The sequence below is a fragment of the Kitasatospora sp. NPDC033851 genome (assembly GCF_055576085.1).
Genome location: NZ_JBVIRL010000006.1, coordinates 187,026 through 206,102 on the forward strand (window position 1 = coordinate 187,026; position 19,077 = coordinate 206,102).

General features: G+C 69.8%; 20 protein-coding genes. 4 read left to right on the top strand and 16 right to left on the bottom strand.

What is annotated here, in order from left to right; translation table 11 throughout:
* The first annotated feature begins 278 nt into the window (after positions 1–278).
* Positions 279–1,490: an acyltransferase family protein gene (locus tag ACZ51D_RS14445; protein ID WP_465662437.1), complete on the top strand. Its 1,212-nt coding sequence runs from the start codon at positions 279–281 to the stop codon at positions 1,488–1,490.
* An 87-nt stretch (positions 1,491–1,577) separates the two neighbouring features.
* Here ACZ51D_RS14445 and ACZ51D_RS14450 read toward each other — a convergent pair whose 3' ends face one another.
* The 8 genes from ACZ51D_RS14450 to rfbB all read right to left on the bottom strand — a co-directional run bounded on the left by ACZ51D_RS14450 (position 1,578) and on the right by rfbB (position 8,067).
* On the bottom strand, positions 1,578–1,949 hold the full coding sequence (locus ACZ51D_RS14450) for a DUF2304 domain-containing protein (RefSeq protein ID WP_360495004.1): 372 nt from the start codon (positions 1,947–1,949) through the stop codon (positions 1,578–1,580).
* Positions 1,946–2,635, bottom strand: coding sequence for a glycosyltransferase family 2 protein (locus ACZ51D_RS14455; protein ID WP_465616169.1), 690 nt, complete (start codon positions 2,633–2,635; stop codon positions 1,946–1,948). The genes ACZ51D_RS14450 and ACZ51D_RS14455 overlap by 4 nt, the downstream gene beginning before the upstream one ends.
* Positions 2,636–2,683: 48 nt before the next feature.
* Positions 2,684–3,577, bottom strand: coding sequence for a glycosyltransferase family 2 protein (locus ACZ51D_RS14460; RefSeq protein WP_360494998.1), 894 nt, complete (start codon positions 3,575–3,577; stop codon positions 2,684–2,686).
* A 7-nt stretch (positions 3,578–3,584) separates the two neighbouring features.
* Entirely contained in the window at positions 3,585–4,364 is a 780-nt protein-coding gene (locus ACZ51D_RS14465) for a glycosyltransferase family 2 protein (RefSeq protein WP_360494995.1), read from the bottom strand.
* Positions 4,361–4,753: a DUF2304 domain-containing protein gene (locus tag ACZ51D_RS14470; protein WP_360254645.1), complete on the bottom strand. Its 393-nt coding sequence runs from the start codon at positions 4,751–4,753 to the stop codon at positions 4,361–4,363. Before ACZ51D_RS14470 ends, ACZ51D_RS14465 begins: the two co-directional genes overlap by 4 nt.
* A gap of 109 nt (positions 4,754–4,862) precedes the next feature.
* A complete protein-coding gene (locus ACZ51D_RS14475) occupies positions 4,863–6,182 on the bottom strand; it encodes a lipopolysaccharide biosynthesis protein (RefSeq protein ID WP_465616166.1) in 1,320 nt (439 codons plus the stop codon).
* Positions 6,179–7,093, bottom strand: a complete 915-nt coding sequence (gene rfbD / locus ACZ51D_RS14480; RefSeq protein WP_465616165.1) for a dTDP-4-dehydrorhamnose reductase — start codon at positions 7,091–7,093, stop codon at positions 6,179–6,181. The genes ACZ51D_RS14475 and rfbD overlap by 4 nt, the downstream gene beginning before the upstream one ends.
* Positions 7,090–8,067, bottom strand: coding sequence for a dTDP-glucose 4,6-dehydratase (rfbB, locus tag ACZ51D_RS14485; protein WP_360494983.1), 978 nt, complete (start codon positions 8,065–8,067; stop codon positions 7,090–7,092). The genes rfbD and rfbB overlap by 4 nt, the downstream gene beginning before the upstream one ends.
* A gap of 83 nt (positions 8,068–8,150) precedes the next feature.
* Here rfbB and rfbA point away from each other — a divergent pair, with 83 nt between their 5' ends.
* Positions 8,151–9,026 carry a glucose-1-phosphate thymidylyltransferase RfbA gene (rfbA, locus tag ACZ51D_RS14490; protein ID WP_360494980.1) on the top strand — a complete coding sequence of 292 codons (876 nt, stop codon included), beginning with the start codon at positions 8,151–8,153 and terminating at the stop codon, positions 9,024–9,026.
* A complete protein-coding gene (gene rfbC / locus ACZ51D_RS14495) occupies positions 9,023–9,628 on the top strand; it encodes a dTDP-4-dehydrorhamnose 3,5-epimerase (protein ID WP_465616162.1) in 606 nt (201 codons plus the stop codon). Before rfbA ends, rfbC begins: the two co-directional genes overlap by 4 nt.
* Before the next feature lie 79 nt (positions 9,629–9,707).
* On the opposite strand, the gene ACZ51D_RS14500 is transcribed toward rfbC, so the two are convergent.
* Positions 9,708–10,145, bottom strand: a complete 438-nt coding sequence (locus tag ACZ51D_RS14500) for a GtrA family protein (RefSeq protein ID WP_360494974.1) — start codon at positions 10,143–10,145, stop codon at positions 9,708–9,710.
* A 101-nt stretch (positions 10,146–10,246) separates the two neighbouring features.
* On the opposite strand from ACZ51D_RS14500, the gene ACZ51D_RS14505 reads away from it, so the two are divergent.
* Positions 10,247–11,821 (top strand): DUF2142 domain-containing protein, encoded by a 1,575-nt coding sequence (locus ACZ51D_RS14505; RefSeq protein ID WP_360494971.1) that lies wholly within the window; start codon positions 10,247–10,249, stop codon positions 11,819–11,821.
* Here the strand turns inward: ACZ51D_RS14505 and ACZ51D_RS14510 are convergent.
* The 7 genes from ACZ51D_RS14510 to ACZ51D_RS14540 all read right to left on the bottom strand — a co-directional run bounded on the left by ACZ51D_RS14510 (position 11,808) and on the right by ACZ51D_RS14540 (position 18,953).
* A complete protein-coding gene (locus ACZ51D_RS14510) occupies positions 11,808–12,311 on the bottom strand; it encodes a GtrA family protein (RefSeq protein ID WP_465662439.1) in 504 nt (167 codons plus the stop codon). The genes ACZ51D_RS14505 and ACZ51D_RS14510 overlap by 14 nt on opposite strands.
* Positions 12,308–13,270: a glycosyltransferase family 2 protein gene (locus tag ACZ51D_RS14515; protein WP_360494965.1), complete on the bottom strand. Its 963-nt coding sequence runs from the start codon at positions 13,268–13,270 to the stop codon at positions 12,308–12,310. Before ACZ51D_RS14515 ends, ACZ51D_RS14510 begins: the two co-directional genes overlap by 4 nt.
* Positions 13,271–13,463: 193 nt before the next feature.
* Positions 13,464–14,657 carry an elongation factor Tu gene (gene tuf, locus ACZ51D_RS14520; RefSeq protein WP_031063092.1) on the bottom strand — a complete coding sequence of 398 codons (1,194 nt, stop codon included), beginning with the start codon at positions 14,655–14,657 and terminating at the stop codon, positions 13,464–13,466.
* A gap of 195 nt (positions 14,658–14,852) precedes the next feature.
* On the bottom strand, positions 14,853–16,958 hold the full coding sequence (fusA, locus tag ACZ51D_RS14525) for an elongation factor G (RefSeq protein ID WP_360494962.1): 2,106 nt from the start codon (positions 16,956–16,958) through the stop codon (positions 14,853–14,855).
* 39 nt (positions 16,959–16,997) lie between these two features.
* Positions 16,998–17,468, bottom strand: a complete 471-nt coding sequence (gene rpsG / locus ACZ51D_RS14530; protein ID WP_188306747.1) for a 30S ribosomal protein S7 — start codon at positions 17,466–17,468, stop codon at positions 16,998–17,000.
* A 2-nt stretch (positions 17,469–17,470) separates the two neighbouring features.
* On the bottom strand, positions 17,471–17,842 hold the full coding sequence (gene rpsL, locus ACZ51D_RS14535) for a 30S ribosomal protein S12 (RefSeq protein WP_014144289.1): 372 nt from the start codon (positions 17,840–17,842) through the stop codon (positions 17,471–17,473).
* Between the two features lie 502 nt (positions 17,843–18,344).
* Positions 18,345–18,953: a DUF1707 and DUF4190 domain-containing protein gene (locus tag ACZ51D_RS14540; RefSeq protein ID WP_465662441.1), complete on the bottom strand. Its 609-nt coding sequence runs from the start codon at positions 18,951–18,953 to the stop codon at positions 18,345–18,347.
* Positions 18,954–19,077 lie beyond the last annotated feature (124 nt).

A 19,077-nucleotide genomic window follows, 5' to 3' on the forward strand; every position in this document is an offset into this window, starting at 1 on the left:
GGCGAGCTCAGCGGGCGGCGGCCGGGCGCCCGGTCGGCGCAGGTCGGCCGAAACTCGTGGAGGTGCTGCGGGCGTCCGGCGGATGCATCGTTGCCGGCGGCGGCGATGCCGGGCCCGGGCCGCGACTTATGGTAATCGCACCCCCAAGAGCGTGTCATGGCGTGCCTCCGGGCCCTCACGGGGCCTCTTCCGACCCAGTGGGGGCGGAACCCGGGCGGATAGGGTGAGCTCCGCGCAGTTCCCGCCCTCCACGACTACCGGCCCGGAGCCTCCTGCCCATGTCTCGCACCGCACGCAAGAGGTCGGTTCTGACGGCCTGCCCGCCCTTGACGGAGGCCCTCGGACGGAAGAACGGGTTCGGCCTCCTGCGGCTCGTCCTGGCCCTCGCCGTGATCTTCGCCCACGCGATGCCGCTCGGGATGGGCAAGCCCGACCTCGGGCTGCTGCAGAGCCGCGGTCAGACCAACGTCGGTGCGATCGCGGTGAGCGGCTTCTTCGTGCTGTCCGGTCTGCTGATCACGCGCAGCGGCATGCGGCTGAGCCCGGCGCGCTTCCTGTGGAACCGCGCCATCCGCATCCTGCCCGGCCTCTGGGCCTGTCTGCTGCTGACGGCCTTCGTGGTCGCCCCGGTCGTGGCCTACCACCAGGGCCGGATGGCGGGCTTCTGGTCGCACCCGGAGGGCCCGCTGGCCTACCTGGAGGCCAACTGGTCGATCGGGGTGTACCAGTGGGGCATCTCCGGACTGCTCGACCACGTCCCGCACCCCACCGCCTTCAACGGCTCGGTCTGGTCGCTGGCGTACGAGGTCCTCTGCTACCTGCTGGTGGTCTCGCTGGCCGCGGTCGGGGTGCTGCGGCGCGCACGCTGGGCCGTCACCCTGATGATCCTGGGGCTCTACGCGTACATGGTCCACCTGGCGTCGGGCTTCCACCTGCTGCGCGCCCCCGAGTACGCGCCGACCGGCCTCACCGGCTGGCAGCTGCCTTTCCTGGGCTCGATCAGCCTGGACATGTTCATACCGCTGACCTTCATGTTCGGCCTCGGCGCGCTGGCGGAGCTGTACAAGAACCGCCTGCCGATCAACGACCCGGCCGGTGTGCTGGCCGCCGTCGTGTTCCTCGGCAGCGCCCACTACGGCGGCTTCACCGTGTTCGGCCTGCCCGCCTTCGCCTACCTGCTGGTCTGGCTCGCCTGCCGGATGCCCGGCCCGCTGACCAAGGTCGGCACCAAGGTGGACCTCTCGTACGGGGTGTACATCTACGCGTTCCCGATCCAGCAGTGCCTGGCGCTCTGGGGCGTCAACAAGCACGGCTACTGGACCTACACGGCGGCCTCGGTGGCGCTCTCGGTCACGGCGGCGGTCTGCTCCTGGTACGCCGTGGAGAAGCCCGCGCTGAAGCTGAAGGACCTGGGCCTGCGCAAGCCGCCGCGGCAGGAGGAGCCGCCGGCCGCACCGCCGGTACGGCCCCTGTCGCAGGTCTCGACCTGACCCTCCCCGCCCCCGAACGGATCCGGGCCCGGTACGCGCACTGCGTACCGGGCCCGGTTCGTACGGTCCTCGGGGGACCGCCCGGAGCTAGCCGGAGACCTTCTCGTCGAAGCGCTCCTGGTTGAGCCGCGCGCCCTCGGTGATGGCGACCGTGCGGGCCATGTCGGTGAGCTTCCTCTCCAGGGAGCGGAAGCGCAGGTAGGTGTTGAGCGCCAGGAAGGCCAGCGCCAGGACCATCAGGTACAGCACCAGGTCGGTGCCGCGGCCGACGCCGAGCCGGTTCGCCACCCAGGTGACGTCGCTCGGACGCAGCACCGCGTAGATGTTCGCGAGTACGAACAGCACGAAGGCGATGCGCTTCCAGGCCCTGGTGTTGGTCCGGTCCCAGCGCCGGATGAAGATGAGCGCCGCGGTACCGGCGCCCAGCACCAGCACCAGTTGGATCCAGAAGTACTTCATCGCCGGCCACGCTCCCGGAGCGAGATGTCGAAGAGGATGTTGACGCCGTTGATCAGGGACTGGCCCTTGGCGCGTGAGTAGTCGGTGTAGAGGATGTCCACGGGGACCTCCACGACGCGCAGCGAGGACTTCGCCAGCAGGCCGACGATCTCCGAGGCGTGGGCCATCCCGTTCATGGTGATGCGCAGCTGGGAGGCCGCCTGGCGGTTGATCACCCGCAGCCCGTTGTGCGAGTCGGTGAGCTTCAGCTTGCGGGCGGTCGGGCTGACCGCGGCCGCCGTGCGGAGCACCACGCGCTTGATCATCGGGACCTGCTCGGACTGCTCGATGAACCGGGAGCCCAGGACCACGTCGGCGGTCCCGCCGCGCAGCACGGCGACCATCTTCTCGACGTCGGCCGTCTGGTGCTGGCCGTCGGCGTCGAAGGTGGCGAAGTACTGGGCGCCGGGCTGCTGCAGCGCGTAGGAGAGCCCGGTCTGCAGGGCGGCGCCCTGGCCCAGGTTCACCGGGTGCCGCACCAGGTGGGCCCCGGTGGTCAGGATGTGCTCGGCCGAGCCGTCGGTGCTCCCGTCGTCGACCACGACGATGTTCGGGAACGTCTTGCGGGCGTTCTCCACCACATCGGCGATCACCTGGCCTTCGTTGTAGGCGGGGATCACCAGCCAGACGTCGTCGTATTGGGACATGGTCGCTTCCTGGGCACTGGGAGGGGGTTGCTGGAGGGATCTCACGGATCAGGCCCGGCGGCCGGCCACATGGCTCAGCATCGCCCCGACGCCTCGCAGGCCCGCCTTGCGGCCGGCCGCGGGGATCATGCTGAGCGCGTGCAGCCGGGACGAGATGAAGCGGCGGGAGATGGTGGCCGCCCGGTGCCAGCCATGGGCGTCCAGCCGGTCGGCGGTCTCGCGGAAGAAGCGCCGGGCTTCCTCGAAGCGCTTGCCCGTGAAGGCGGTGACCGAGGACTCGCTGACCGCGTGCCGCCGATAGCTGAAGCACACCTCGGGCACGACCGCCAGCGGGACGTCCGCGAGGAGCAGGTCGACGATGATAGCGAGGTCCTGGATGACGCCCAGGTCCGCCCGGAAGCTGGTCGCCTGGATGTCCTTGGTGCGCCAGCACACGGACGGGAAGTACAGCCAGTCGCCGCGCATCAGGCTCATCGCGAGCGGCTCGCCGGACATCAGCAGCGGCCCCGGGTCCTTCGGCGCGTACAGCCGGCGCTTGACGGTGTCGGCGAGGCTGCCGACCGGGTTGCCGTCGGCGCCGATGACGAGCACGCCGGGCTGGACCATGCCCGCGTCCGGGAAGCGCTCCAGCGCGTCCCGGACCACCTTCAGGTAGTTGGGGTGCAGCAGGTCGTCGCAGCCCATGAGCACGAGGTAGTCGTACTCGGCGAGCTGGACGCAGCGGTTGAAGTTGCCGCTGACGCCCAGGTTGGTCTCGTTGCGCAGGTACCGCACCCGCGGGTCCGCGAGGGACTCGAACCAGCCGGGGACGTCCGGCTCCTTGCCGTCGTCGACGACCGTGAGGCGCCAGTCGTCACCGTCCTGGGCCAGCACGCTGCGAACGGCGTCCTGCATCAGCCGGACGTCGCCGTAGTACGGCATCAGGATCTCGAAACGGGACATCGGGTACCTAGACCTTGCCAATGAGCTCGGGCCGGCGGGCGGCGGCGCGGGTGGCGGGCTCGATGGCCTTCACGTTCGCCGGCATCCGGCGGATGAGGGCGAGCAGCAGCACCAGGCCGGCCCGGGCCAGGTAGATCGTCGCCTTGATCGGGGAGGCCGAGGGCGTGCCGGTGGTCCGCTCGCGCATCGCGACCGGGACCTGGCGGATGACGAAGCCGCAGCGGGCGGCGCCGACCATGCTCTCGATGGTGTCGCCCAGGTACTCGACCGGGTACCAGTGCGAGAAGAACTCGATCATCGGCTTGTTGCAGGCCTTGAAGCCCGAGGTGGTGTCGGTGAGCCGGGTCTTGGCGACCCGCGACAGCACCACCGAGAGCAGCTTCATCGCCCAGGAGCGCGGGCCGCGCACCCGGTACGAGCCCTCGCCGGCGAAGCGGGCGCCGATGACCAGGTCCGCCTCGCTGCGGAGCTTCTCGAGCAGCGCGGGCACGTAGGCCGGGTCGTGCTGGCCGTCCGCGTCGCACTGGATCGCCACGTCGTAGTCGTGCAGGTGCGCGTAGCGGTAGCCGAAGCGCATCGCGCCGCCGACACCGAGGTTGTACGGCAGCTGCGCGACCTTGGAGCCGTAGGCGGCGGCGACGGCGGCGGTGCTGTCCGTCGAGCCGTCGTCGACGACCAGGGTGTCGACGCCGGGGAGCTTCTGCTGGATCTCGCGGAGGATCTTCGGCAGGCCCTCGGCCTCGTTCCAGGCGGGAAGGATGATCAGTACCCGCTTGCCGTCGATCATGCCTTCACCTCGGGGTCGTTCACGTCGCTGCCCGAGCGGGCAATCGGGAAGTCGTGGTGCTCGGCGAGGTGGGCGCGCATCATCGCGACATCCTCGGCCAACGTGCGGGTCTCGGCCTCCAGCCGGCTGGTCTCCCAGCTGAGGTGCACGCAGACCAGCAGGACCAGCACGAAGCCGGCGAACAGCACGAGGCTGACCCCGGAGGCCACCCCGAGGCGCCGCGCGGTCGAGTCCAGCAGCCGTGGGAAGAAGCCCAGCGGGGCGATCACCACGCCGATGGCCAGCCAGAGGGCCGCGTACTTCTCCCGGAGCTGCTGGCGGCGCAGCAGCTCCAGAATCCACACGAGCACCAGCACGCCGGTGATCGAAGTCAGCACACTCAGCTGCACGATGGATCTCGCCTTTCACGCGTCGGTGAGGCATAGGGGTGAATGGAGCACATGCTAGGGACGCCGGTACCGCGGGGCGTCGCCGGGGGGAGCGGTGACGACATCGTGATCAGCTCGCGGAGACCGTGTCGGCGGAGACGGCGGCCTGCGAAGACCCCGTACCGGCGCCGCGCACGCTACCGTCGCCGCGCAGCGCCAGCAACATGACCGCCAGCACCACCAGCGGACCGACGGTGTACGCGGCCTCCACCCGGCTCGCCGGAGCGCCCGGCAGGCAGGTCACCAGCAGCAGCGTCACGGTGCCGAGCACCCATCCGAGCAGCTGCCGGCGGTGGTGGCCGCGGGCGATGACCGCCTGGCCGACGACCGTGGCGAGCAGGTAGGCGAGCGTGCCCACCGAGAGCCAGAGGAAGTCCACCGGGCCCAGAGCATGCCGGTCCGCGTTGAACGCGACGTGAATCACCCATGGCCCCAGGACCACGGCGGGCACCCCGCCGAGGACGCCGAGGGCGGCCACCATGCCACAGGTCTTGGTGAGGAGCTTACGGAAACCGGCCCGGTCGCCGGTCGCCACGGCCGTCGACAGCCCCGACATCAGGGAGGCCTGCAGCGCGCCGAAGACGAACAGCGGCACCCGGCTGAGCACCATCGCGCCGGTGAACGCGCCGACCAGCACGGCCTGCGAGGGCGCCAGCACCTGGATGCTGAGCACGGCGGCGTTGGCGACGAACTGCGCCAGCAGGAACGAGACGGTCAGCATGCCCAGGCCGCTGCACAGCTCCCGCCAGCCGATGGCCGGCCCGGGCAGCGCGATCCGCAGCGTCCTCGGCAGGCTCACCAGCATGGCCAGCACCGGGGAGACGGCCAGGATCAGGCTGTACGCGAGCGCCGAGTGCACGCCCGCCAGCAGCAGGCCGATCGAGAAGACGATCCGCAGGACGCCGTCCAGCCCGAGCTGGAGGCCGTACGCACCGAAGTGCCCGAGGCCGGCCAGCACCCCGCGGGTCAGGTAGCACGCGGCCGGTCCGACGAAGGCCGCGGCCAGCGCCACGACCAGGCTCCGGTCGCCGTGGAAGAACACGTCCGCGAGCTGCCGGGAGAACACCCCCAGCCCGATGAGCACCGCCAGCAGCAGCCCGCCGGTCAGCACGGCCGCCTTGCGCAGCACCGGGGCCGCGCCCTCGCCCCGGGCGGCCCGGGCGGCGATCACCCGGGTCAGCTCCTGCTCGACCGGGAAGAACAGCCCGAGCGCGAAGGACATCGCCATCGTCCACAGGACGGAGACCTCGGCGAGCGAGTCGCGGTCGAGCGCGTGCCCGGCCACCGCGAGGTGCGCGTACGAGGCCACCCCGAGGGTGACCGTCCCGACGCCGACCGCCAGCAGTCCCGGTGGCAGCGCGCGCGTCAGCCGGCCGAGCACGCCGCTCACCGCTCCGCCGCGATGCGCAGCGCCCGGAAGGCCGGACGCTCCAGGGCCTCGGCCAGCATCGCCCGCCACTCGGGCAGCGGTGCCAGTCCGGCGGCGGCCCAGCGGTCGTGGCCGAGCACGCTGAAGGCGGGGCGGACGGCCGGGCGGACGAACGCCTCCGAGGTGGTGGGGCGGATCCGCTCCGGGTCGAGCCCGCTCAGCGCGTAGGTCTCGCGGGCCAGTCCGAACCAGGTGGTCCGGCCGCTCGCGGTGCCGTGGTAGACCCCGGCGGGGGCCTGCCCGGCGAGCGCGGCCCGGCCGAGCTCGACCAGGCGGCCGGCGAGCGCGTACGACCAGGTCGGCTGGCCGTGCTGGTCGTCGACCACGTCCAGGGTGTCCCGCTGGGCGGCCAGCTTGAGCATGGTGGCCACGAAGTTCGGGCCGTGCTCGCCGTACAGCCACGCGGTGCGCACGACGTAGCCGTGCTCGGGGAGCAGTTCGGCGACGGCCCGCTCCCCCACCAGCTTGCTGCGGCCGTACGCGTTGACCGGCGTGGTCGGGGCGTCCTCCGGGCAGGGCTCGGTGGCGTCGCCCGGCAGGACGTAGTCGGTGGAGACGTGCAGCAGCCGGGCGCCGGTCTTGGCGCAGGCCGCGGCCAGGTGGCGCACGCCGGTGCCGTTGACGGCGGTGGCGGCTTCCTCCTCGGTCTCCGCACCGTCGACGTTCGTCCACGCGGCGCAGTTGACCACGATGTCGTGGCCGTCGACGGCGGCCTGCACGGCCGCGGCGTCGGTGATGTCGAGGTCCGCCCGGCGCAGCGCGGTGATCTCGGCGGTCGGGTCGGCGGCCAGCACCGACAGCAGGTCCTGCCCGAGCATCCCGGCCGCGCCGGTGACCAGCCAGCGCACCCGGCCGGTGGCGTTCACGGTCACTTCGCCAGGGCCGCCTTCTGCTTCAGGGGCTCCCACCAGGCGCGGTTCTCGCGGTACCAGGCGATGGTCGCGGCGAGGCCGTCCTCGAAGCGGACCTGCGGCTCGTAGCCGAGCTCCTCGCGGATCTTGCTGATGTCGATCGAGTAGCGCAGGTCGTGACCCTTTCGGTCCTCGACGTACTCGACGCTGTCCCAGCCGGCGCCCGCGGCCTCCAGCAGCAGGCCGGTCAGCTCCTTGTTGGTGGCCTCGGTGCCGCCGCCGATGTTGTAGACCTCACCCGCGCGACCGCCGCGCATGACCAGCTCGATGCCCCGGCAGTGGTCCGAGACGTGCAGCCAGTCGCGGACGTTGCCACCGTTCCCGTACAGCGGCACCTTCTTGCCGTCGATCAGGTTGGTGGTGAACAGCGGGATGACCTTCTCCGGGAACTGGTAGTGCCCGTAGTTGTTGGAGCAGCGGGTCACCACGACGTCCATGCCGTGGGTGCGGTGGTAGGCCAGCGCCAGCAGGTCGGAGGAGGCCTTGGAGGCCGAGTACGGGGAGTTCGGCACCAGCGGCCAGGTCTCGGTCCAGGAGCCCTCGCTGATCGAGCCGTACACCTCGTCGGTGGAGATGTGCACGAAGCGGCCGACGCCGTGCTTGCGGGCGGCGTCCAGCAGGACCTGGGTGCCCACGACGTTGGTCAGCACGAACGGGCCCGCGCCGGCGATCGACCGGTCCACGTGCGACTCGGCGGCGAAGTGCACCACCACGTCGTGGCCCGGCATGACCTGGTCGACGGCGTCCGCGTCGCAGATGTCGCCCTGGACGAAGGTGTAGCCCTGGTGGTCGGCCACCGGAGCCAGGTTCTCCAGGACGCCCGAGTAGGTGAGCTTGTCAAAGACGGTGATCCGGGCGCTCTCATCCGCTCCGAGAAGCTGACGGACGAACTCCGAACCGATGAATCCGGCGCCGCCGGTCACGAGGATGCGCATAATGCGCGTAGTCTACCGTCGCCGATCGGCCCCCTCGAACGGCCCAGGACAGGGCCCGCCCGCCTCTCACTTAAGCTGCTCGCATGCGTGGAATCCTCCTGGCCGGCGGGACCGGCTCGCGCCTGTGGCCACTGACCCGAGCGGTCTCGAAGCAGCTGCTCCCGGTCTTCGACAAGCCGATGATCTACTACCCGCTGTCCACCCTGGTGATGGCGGGCATCAGCGAGATCCTGATCATCACCACACCGGCCGACCGCGAGCAGTTCGAACGCCTGCTGGGCGACGGCTCGCAGCTCGGCCTCAAGCTGGAGTACGCCGTCCAGGAGAAGCCCGAGGGCATCGCCCAGGCCTTCGTCCTCGGCGCGGACTTCATCGGCGACGACTCGGTCGCCCTCATCCTCGGCGACAACATCTTCCACGGCAGCGGCCTCGGGACCCGGCTGGCCGAGCACACCGACTCCCCCGGCGGCCGGGTCTTCGCCTACCCGGTGGCCGACCCGACCGCGTACGGCGTGGTCGAGTTCGACGAGCAGGGCCAGGCGATCTCCATCGAGGAGAAGCCCGAGAAGCCCAAGTCCCGGTACGCCGTCCCCGGCCTCTACTTCTACGACAACCAGGTCGTGGAGATCGCCCGCGGCCTGAAGCCCAGCGCGCGCGGCGAGCTGGAGATCACCGCGGTCAACGACGCCTACCTGCGCAAGGGTGAGCTGAACGTCACGATCCTGGATCGCGGCACCGCCTGGCTGGACACCGGCACCTTCGTCTCGATGGTGCAGGCCTCGGAGTTCGTCCGGGTCATCGAGGAGCGCCAGGGCTTCAAGATCGGCTGCATCGAGGAGGCCGTCTGGCGGGCCGGCCTGATCGGCTCCGAGCAGCTGCGCGAGCTCGCCGAGCCGCTGCTGAAGAGCGGTTACGGACAGTACCTGCTGGCCCTGCTGGACGAGGAGAACGCCCGGTGAAGTTCCGTGAACTGAGCATCGAGGGCCTGGTCGAGATCACCCCTCAGCTGCACGGCGACCCGCGCGGCATGTTCACCGAGTGGTACCGCTTCGACCGGCTGGCCGAGGTCGTCGGCCACCCGCTGCGGCTGGCCCAGGCCAACATGTCGGTCTCCTCGCGCGGTGTGGTGCGCGGCATCCACTTCGCCGACGTGCCGCCCGGCCAGGCCAAGTACGTGACCTGCGTGCGCGGCGCCGTCCTCGACGTCATCGTGGACCTGCGGGTCGGCTCGCCGACCTTCGGCCGCTGGGAGGGCGTGCGGCTCGACGACGTGGAGCGCCGCGCGGTCTACATCCCGGAGGGCCTCGGCCACGGCTTCTGCGCGCTGTCCGACGACGCCACGCTGTCGTACCTCTGCTCCGAGACGTACAACCCGACCGGCGAGCACTCGGTCCACCCGCTCGACCCCGACCTGGGCATCGAGTGGCCGGCCGAGCAGCCGCTGCTGTCGGCCCGGGACGAGGCCGCGCCGTCGCTGGCGGAGGCGATCTCCTCCGGCCTGCTGCCGACGTACGAGACCTGCAAGGCGTTCACCGAGAGCCTGCGCACCCAGGAGAACTGAGGTCCCCACAGGACCGAGGTCCCGCGAGGACGCACGAAGGCCCGGCCGGAGGAATCCGGCCGGGCCTTCGCGCTTGCGGTCACTTGTCCCGGAACACCCAGTACTTGTAGCCGAAGTAGTTCACCACCGAGAGCAGCACCAGCGCGACGGCGCGGGCCAGCAGGTAGAACAGGCCCAGCTTCACGAGGCCGCCGACCAGCAGCACGGTGCCGACCCAGTTGCCGCCAGCCATCACCAGGTAGCGGGCGGTCTGCTTGCCGACCGGCGAGGAGCTGTCGAAGGCCCAGATCCGGTTCAGCAGGAAGTTCGTGGTGAAGCCGGCCAGCACCGCGACGAAGGTGGACGGCGCCAGCGGCAGGTCGAGCACCCCGTGCAGGAGGTACAGCAGGCCCATGTCGACCGTGGTGCTGGTGACGCCGGCGGCCAGGAACCGCACCGCGCTATGGCCCAGGAGTCCGGCGATCCGGCCCTTCACGGTGGAGCCGGACACTTCGGAGGGCGATTCCAGTTGAGTCACGGGGGAATCGTAAGTGCAACGCCCGGCGGCCACACAGCCGCCCGGGCCAGGCGAATTCGGCCACCCGTTATCTTGGTCGCGTGTCCTCATACTCCCCCGCCGTGACCTCTCCTCCCTCGCCCGCCGCGAGCAGATCCGGCGACAGCTCCAGCCGTCCGGGCCGCCTGCTGTTCCGGCGGACCTGGTGGACCGCGTTCATCGGGTTCTTCCTGGTCTGCGCGGGCTGGGCCCTCGCCTCGCCGTACGACGCGAGCCCGGACGAGCGGGAGCACATCATCCGCGCGGTCGGGGTGGCCCGGGGCGAGTTCGCGCCCAAGCCCGAGGCGGCCGGCGGCGGCATCGGCGCCTTCCAGCACGTGCCGGCCTCGATCGTCCGGGACAACTGCTGGTGGTTCGACCCCACCAAGTCGGCGGCCTGCGCCAAGGCGCCCGGCGGTGCGGACCAGCAGATCGAGCGGGTGGCCACCAGGGCCGGCCGGTACAACCCCGTCTACTACGCGCTCGTCGGCTGGCCGATGGCCCTCTGGCCGAACTGGCTGGGCCTCACCCTGGCCCGGCTGATCAGCGCGGGCCTGGTCTCGGCGCTGCTCGCCTGCGCCGCGCACAGCCTCGTCGCCTGGACCAGGCACCGGATCGCGGCGGCCGGGCTGCTGGTCGCGGTCACCCCGATCACCGCGCACCTGGCGGGCTCGATCAACCCCAACGGCATCGAGATCGCGGCCGGCGTGGCCCTGGTCGCGGCCCTCATCCCGACCATGCTGGACCCGGACCAGCCGCTGCGCCGCGCGGCCATGGTGCAGATCGGGATCGCCGGCTCGGTGCTCATGACGGTCCGCGCGCTCGGTCCGCTCTGGTGTGCGGCGGTCCTCGGGATCATGCTGATCCCGGCCAAGCGGGAACGGCTGAAGCAGCTGCTGCGCTTCCGGCCGGCCTGGTGGGCGGCCGGCACGCTGTTCGCCACCGGCGCCGCGGGGGCGCTGTGGACCGTGGTCATGAAGGCCTCGGAGCTGATGCCCGTCCAGGTGCCGCCCGGCATCACGGTGCCCAAGGCGATCCGGCACGAGGTGGTCGTGCGCTGGCCCGACTACTTCACCGAAGTGATCGGCGTCCCGTCCTGGCTCGACACGCACCTACCCGGCACCGCCTACTACCTCTGGTACCTGGCCATCGGCTGCCTGGTGCTGCCCGCGCTCGCCTTCGGCGCGTGGAGCGACCGCTGGCGGGTGCTCGCGTTCTTCCTGGCCCCGTTCGCGGTGATCACGCTCTCGGACGCGATCTCGGCGCACAAGGTCGGCTTCGTCGGCCAGGGCCGGTACCTGCTGCCCGTCGCCGTCGGGGTCCCGCTGCTCGCGGCCTTCGTCCTCGGACGGCGCGGCGTCCTCGAAGGAGCCCGGTCGGCCTCGCTGGTCCGCACGGTCGCGCTGGTGGTGCTGCCGCTGCAGCTGGCCTTCCTGGGGTACACCATGATCCGCTGGCAGGCCGGCATCGGCACCGCCGTGGACTACACGCCGCTCAACCCGCTGGCCGGCACCTGGCACCCGCCGGCGGGCTCGGCCACGGCGCTGCTGACCGCCGCGGCCGGCTGCGTGGTGCTCGGGATCTGGGCGTGGACCAGCACCGGCCGCCGGGCCGGGGCCGCCCCGGAGGAGCGGCCGGCCGCGGTCAGCGCTTCCTGAAGACCCACAGTTTGAGGAGGACGAACCGGGCCACGGTGGCGAGACCGTTCGCCACCACGAGCCCGGTCACCTCCACCACGCGGGACGCGTGCGGCACCGCCACGCCGAGCAGCGCCAGGGCACCGCTGCTGAGGCCGAGCCCGATCAGGAACGCGACCGCGCCCTGGAGCTGGTGGCGCACCGCGCCGTCCGAGCCGGTGATGCCGAAGGTGAAGCGGCGGTTGGCCGCGGTGTTGGCCACCGCGCTGACGGCCAGCGCGACCAGGTTGGCCACCTGCGACGAGGTGACCGGGCGCAGGGCGACGAACAGCGCCAGGTAGAAGAGGGTGCTCAGCACCCCGATGACCAGGAAGGACGGCAGCTGCCGCCGGACCGATCGCGGTCCGGCGGTTTTTGCGTCGGGCTCGTCCCGGTGCTCGTGCCCGCCGTGTCCGCCGTGTTCGTCGTGTCCGTCGTGTCCGTCGCGGTTCGCGGAGAGGATCTCGTTCACTCGCCCGTACCGTACCGCTCCGGCTCCTCGGCCGAGTCGTAGCCGACGAAGTAGGCGGGCCGTGCCTGGACCGCCGAGTAGATCCGGCCGACGTACTCGCCGAGCAGTCCGACGCAGACCAGCTGGACGGCACCGATGAACAGCATCCCTATGAAGAGCGAGGACCAGCCGGGCACGGTGGAGCCGACCGCGTACGCGACCGTGGTGTAGAGCGCCAGCGCGATGCAGACCAGGAAGCTGAACAGCCCGAGCCAGGTGGCCAGCCGCAGCGGGGACGCCGAGAAGTTGGTGACGCTGTCCAGCGCCAGCCGGACCATCTTGGACAGCGGGTAGTGGGTGCTGCCCGCGACCCGCTCCTCGCGTACGTAGACCACCTCGCCGCTGGGGAAGCCCAGCCACGGCACCAGCAGCCGGTAGACCGGCTGGTGCTCGGGCATCGCCTTCAGCGCGTTCACCGCGGCCCGGCTGAGCAGCCGGTAGTCGCCGGCCTGGGTGGGCATCCGCTTGCCGACCAGCTTGCGCATCAGCCAGTAGTAGGCCCCGGCGGTGTGCCGCTTGAAGAAGGTGTCGGTGCCGCGGTCGCCGCGGACGCCGTAGACGATGTCGAGGCCCTGCTCGCGGGCGAGCTCCAGCATCTCGGGGATCTTCTCCGGCGGGTCCTGCAGGTCGGCGTCGATGGAGACGACGTAGTCGCCGAAGGCGCGGTGGATGCCGGCGGTGAGGGCGGCCTGGTGCCCGGAGTTGCGGGCGAAGCGGACGATGCGGAACTCCGGCCAGTCCTGGCGGATCTTCTGCATCAGCACCGGTGTCGCGTCGGTGCTGCCGTCGTCGACCCCGACCACCTCGTAGGCCACGTCGAGCCCGTCGAGGATCGGCCGCAGCCGCTCGACGGTCAGCGGGAGCGCCTCCTGCTCGTTGTAGATCGGCATCACGACCGACAACAGCGGTGCCGTAGACATGCGTTGGTCCCACTTTCCGCGACGGCGGGGCTGGTTTGTGGCCCGACCATAACAGTCTGCGATGAGCGGCCGGTGAAAGGAGGCGCGCTCCGGTGAGGTGCCCGTGAAACGTCGAAGGGCCCCGCGCACCGTGCGGTGCGCGGGGCCCTTCGGCAGACTCAGCCTGTACGAGGCAGGCAGGTCAGAGCATCAATTACTTGATGATCTTGGTGACCTGGCCGGCGCCGACGGTGCGGCCACCCTCACGGATGGCGAACTTCAGGCCCTCCTCCATGGCGATCGGCTGGATCAGCGCGACCGTCATGGCGGTGTTGTCGCCCGGCATGACCATCTCGGTGCCCTCGGGGAGGGTCACGACGCCGGTCACGTCCGTGGTACGGAAGTAGAACTGCGGGCGGTAGTTGTTGAAGAAGGGGGTGTGACGGCCACCCTCGTCCTTCGACAGGATGTAGGACTGGGCCTCGAAGTCGGTGTGCGGCGTGACCGAACCCGGCTTGATGATGACCTGGCCGCGCTCGACGTCCTCGCGCTTGATGCCACGGAGCAGCAGACCGACGTTCTCACCGGCCTGGCCCTCGTCGAGCAGCTTGCGGAACATCTCGATGCCGGTGACCGTGGTGGTGGTCTTGGTCTCCTTGATGCCGATGATGTCGACAGTCTCGTTGACCTTGAGGATGCCACGCTCGATACGACCGGTGACGACGGTGCCACGACCGGTGATCGTGAAGACGTCCTCGATCGGCATCAGGAACGGCTGGTCCACGGCGCGGGCCGGGGTCGGGATGCTCTCGTCGACGGCGTGCATCAGGCCGAGGAGCTTCTCGCCCCACTCCTTGTCGCCCTCCAGCGCCTTCAGCGCGGAGACGCGGACGACCGGCAGGTCGTCGCCCGGGAACTCGTACTCGGAGAGGAGCTCACGGACCTCGAGCTCGACGAGCTCCAGGATCTCCTCGTCGTCCACCATGTCGGCCTTGTTCAGGGCGACGACGATGTAGGGGACGCCGACCTGGCGGGCCAGGAGGACGTGCTCCTTGGTCTGCGGCATCGGGCCGTCGGTGGCGGCGACGACGAGGATCGCACCGTCCATCTGGGCCGCACCGGTGATCATGTTCTTGATGTAGTCCGCGTGACCCGGGCAGTCGACGTGGGCGTAGTGACGCGCCTCGGTCTGGTACTCGACGTGCGCGATCGAGATGGTGATACCGCGCTGCCGCTCCTCCGGCGCCTTGTCGATCTGGTCGAACGGCGTGAAGGGGTTGATCTCCGGGTACGCGTCGTGCAGCACCTTGGTGATGGCCGCGGTAAGGGTCGTCTTACCGTGGTCAATGTGACCGATGGTGCCGATGTTGACGTGGGGCTTCGTCCGCTCGAACTTCGCCTTCGCCACTGCAGTCCTCCTGAGGACAGTTCTGTACGCCGTGCTGACGTCAGTTGGTCTTGGTCGGGATTGGGCCCGGGTGCCGTAGGCACCGCGCGCCGTCCCGCGGGGTGGGGGCCGGAGGCCCCGGGAGAATCCGTCCGGATCCTCCCGGGTCGCCTCCTAATAGCCTAAGGGGTCGGAATCATCCCGAATATCGGGATGTCACTCACCCTTGGACTTGGCGATGATCTCCTCAGCCACGGCCTTGGGGACCTCGGCGTACGAGTCGAACTGCATCGAGTAGCTCGCGCGACCAGAGGTCTTGCTGCGCAGGTCACCGACGTAGCCGAACATCTCGGAGAGGGGCACCAGCGCCGAGACGACGCGGGCACCGTGACGCTCGTCCATGGACCGGATCTGGCCACGGCGAGAGTTGATGTCACCGATCACGTCGCCCATGTAGTCCTCGGGCGTGGTGACCTCGACGGCCATCATCGGCTCGAGGATGACCGGCTTGGCCTTCCTCGCGCCTTCCTTGAAGGCCATCGAACCGGCGATCTTGAACGCCAGCTCGGAGGAGTCGACGTCGTGCGACTGACCGTCGAGCAGCTTCACGCGGACACCCTGCAGCGGGTAGCCGGCGAGAACACCGAACTCCATGGCCTCCTGGCAACCGGCGTCGACCGACGGGATGTACTCCCGCGGGACGCGGCCACCGGTGACCATGTTGACGAACTCGTAGCCCTCGGCCTTCTCGAGCGGCTCGATCGCGATCTGCACCTTGGCGAACTGACCGGAACCACCGGTCTGCTTCTTGTGGGTGTAGTCGATGCGCTCGACGGCCGCACGGATCGTCTCGCGGTACGCGACCTGCGGCTTGCCGACGTTGGCCTCGACCTTGAACTCACGCTTCATACGGTCGACCAGCACCTCGAGGTGCAGCTCGCCCATACCCGCGATGATGGTCTGGCCGGTCTCCTCGTCCGTGTTGACCTGGAAGGACGGGTCCTCCTCGGCGAGACGCTGGATGGCAACACCCAGCTTCTCCTGGTCACCCTTGGACTTGGGCTCGATGGCGACGCGGATAACCGGGGCCGGGAAGTCCATGGACTCCAGGATGACCGGGTTCTTCTCGTCGGCCAGCGTCTCACCGGTGGTGGTCTGCTTCAGGCCCATGACGGCGACGATGTCGCCGGCGCCCACCGACTCGATCTCCTCACGCTTGTTGGCGTGCATGCGGTAGATCTTGCCGATGCGCTCCTTCTTGCCCTTCACGGCGTTCAGCACCGAGGTGCCGGACTCCAGGCGGCCGGAGTAGATCCGGACGAAGGTGAGCTTGCCCAGGTGCGGGTCGGACATGATCTTGAACGCCAGCGCGGCCAGCGGCTCGTCGTCCGAAGCCTTGCGGGAGATCTTGGTCTCCGGGTCGTTCGGCTTCGTGCCCTCGATGGACTCGATGTCCAGCGGCGACGGCAGGTACTTGACGACGGCGTCGAGCAGGGGCTGAACACCCTTGTTCTTGAACGCGGTGCCACAGAAGATCGGCGTGAAGGCCGACTCGAGGGTGCCCTTGCGGATCGCCTCGTAGAGGAGCTCCTCGGGGACGTCCTCGCCCTCCATGGCGAGCATCATCACGTCATCGCTGACGTTCGACACCTCGTCCAGGAGCATCTCGCGGTACTCGTTCGCCTGGTCCACCAGGTCGGCCGGGATGTCGACGACGTCGTACATCTCGCCCTTGGCGGCCTCGGCGGACCAGACCAGCGCCTTCATGCGGACCAGGTCGACAACGCCCTGGAAGTCCGACTCGGCACCGATCGGGAGCTGCATGACCAGCGGGGTCGCGCCGAGGCGGTCCACGATGGTCTTGACGCAGAAGAAGAAGTTCGCGCCCGTGCGGTCCAGCTTGTTGATGAAGCAGATGCGCGGAACGCCGTAGCGGTCAGCCTGCCGCCACACGGTCTCGGACTGGGGCTCGACACCGGCAACACCGTCGAACACCGTCACGGCACCGTCGAGGACGCGCAGCGAACGCTCCACCTCGACGGTGAAGTCGACGTGACCCGGGGTGTCGATGATGTTGATGGTGTGATCGGCATCGTCGACGGTCCAGTGACAGGTCGTCGCGGCCGACGTGATCGTGATGCCGCGCTCCTGCTCCTGCTCCATCCAGTCCATGGTGGCAGCGCCATCGTGGACCTCACCGATCTTGTACGACACACCGGTGTAGAACAGGATCCGCTCGGTGGTGGTGGTCTTGCCCGCGTCGATGTGCGCCATGATCCCGATGTTGCGGACCTTGGCGAGGTCAAGGGAGGTTGCAGCCATGGTGGCTCGTTCTCTCTCTGTCTAGTGACGGGGTAGGGACTACCAGCGGTAGTGCGCGAAGGCCTTGTTGGACTCGGCCATCTTGTGGGTGTCCTCGCGACGCTTCACGGAAGCGCCCAGACCGTTGCTGGCGTCGAGGATCTCGTTCATCAGACGCTCGGTCATGGTCTTCTCGCGACGGGCGCGGGAGTAACCGACCATCCAGCGCAGCGCCAGGGTGCTGGCGCGGCCCGGGCGGACCTCGACCGGAACCTGGTAGGTCGCGCCACCGACACGGCGGGACTTGACCTCGAGGGCCGGCTTCACGTTCTCTAGCGCGCGCTTCAGCGCGACGACCGGGTCGGCGCCGGTCTTCTCACGAACGCCCTCGAGGGCGCCGTAGACGATCCGCTCGGCGGTGGAGCGCTTGCCGTGCAGCAGGATCTTGTTGACCAGCTGGGTGACGACCGGGGAGCCGTAAACCGGGTCGATGATGACCGGGCGCTTCGGGGCGGGGCCCTTACGAGGCATTCTTACTTCTCCTTCTTGGCGCCGTAGCGGCTGCGAGCCTGCTTGCGGTTCTTGACACCCTGGGTGTCAAGCGAACCGCGGATGATCTTGTAGCGGACACCAGGAAGGTCCTTCACACGACCACCGCGCACCAGCACGATGGAGTGCTCCTGCAGGTTGTGGCCCTCGCCCGGAATGTAAGCGGTGACCTCGATCCCGCTGGTGAGGCGCACACGGGCGACCTTACGAAGCGCCGAGTTCGGCTTCTTCGGGGTGGTCGTGTACACACGCGTGCAGACCCCACGGCGCTGCGGGGAACCCTTCAGCGCGGGAGTCTTGTTCTTCTCGACCTTGTCCTGCCGGCCCTTTCGGACCAGCTGCTGGATCGTAGGCACCGTTTCTCCGTTTTCTGTGTGCCAAGGCTTGGTGGAACTAACCTGCGGTGTCTCCCTCGCACACAACCCCGTGGACGACCCACGCGGTCGGGTGTGTTGGGCTTTTCCGACACGGAATCCCATGGCTGATGTACAGCGACGGCGCTCTACGCGCGGGGCGCTGTAAGACGCTCCGGCTCGGCGCGGCGACCGGTGTGCATGCACGCACAAGGACCCGGGGACACCCCAGGCACAAGGTCAGAGCGTACCTAGCGCATGGGGCTCGGTCAAAACAAATGCAACGCCGCAGGTCGCCGCCTTCGGCCGAGCGTCACGCGGGTGTCCCGCACGTGACCGCCCGGTGTCGGGCCACCTCCACCCGCTCTACCACAGTCGTCCGCTATGTGCCACCCACGCGCCGACGGAGCGCAGCGACGGAGACCCACCCGCCACCGGAGCGCAGCGACGGAGAGCCACGTGACGGAGCGCAGCGCCACCACGCCGCAGCACCGGTCGGCCGACCCTAGGCGATGCCGGCGAGGACCAGCAGGGCCCAGAACGCGGTGCCCATGTAGCCGAGGACCAGGCCGAGGACGGCCGCCCAGTCACCGTCCATGTTGCGGTCGCGGATCTGGGACCGGGCGATGTGGCCGGTGATCACCGCGGGCAGCACCGGCAGCGCCAGAAAGCCGGTCAGGCCGCACACCAGGGACACCACCGCCAGCACGTTGGTGGGGCGGGCCTGCGGGGGCGGGGGCGGGGCGGGCAGGAATGTGGCCGGAACCGGTGTGGCGACCGTGGCCGGCGTCACCATCGGGCCGGCCGGCAGGTCGGCCACCAGCGCGGCCAGCTGGCCGTAGGTCTGCGCCGCGACCACGGCCTCGTGGCGCTGCTCGTACTCCTCGACGGAGAGCCGGCCCTCGGCGAACGCGGCCTTCAGCACGTCGACCGTCCGGTCGCGGTCCGCGTGGCCCGCCCGCATCGCGGCCTGCGGGGACGGGGCCTGCTGCCAGCCGACGACCGGCCGGTGGCCGTAGCCCTGCCCGTGGCCGTAGCCCTGCCCGTAGCCCTGCTGGCGGCCCTGGCCGTGCTTGTGGCCGGGACCGGGTTCGCCCCACGGTTGAACGGACATCCGCCACCTCCCGGTACCGCGGCACCCCCGCGCACCCTCACTGGTCCTCATAGTGCAGGACGAACAGGGGAACTGAGTAGTTGCCGATTCGGCCCAGTAGACGTCGGGAATGGGATTCAGGGCG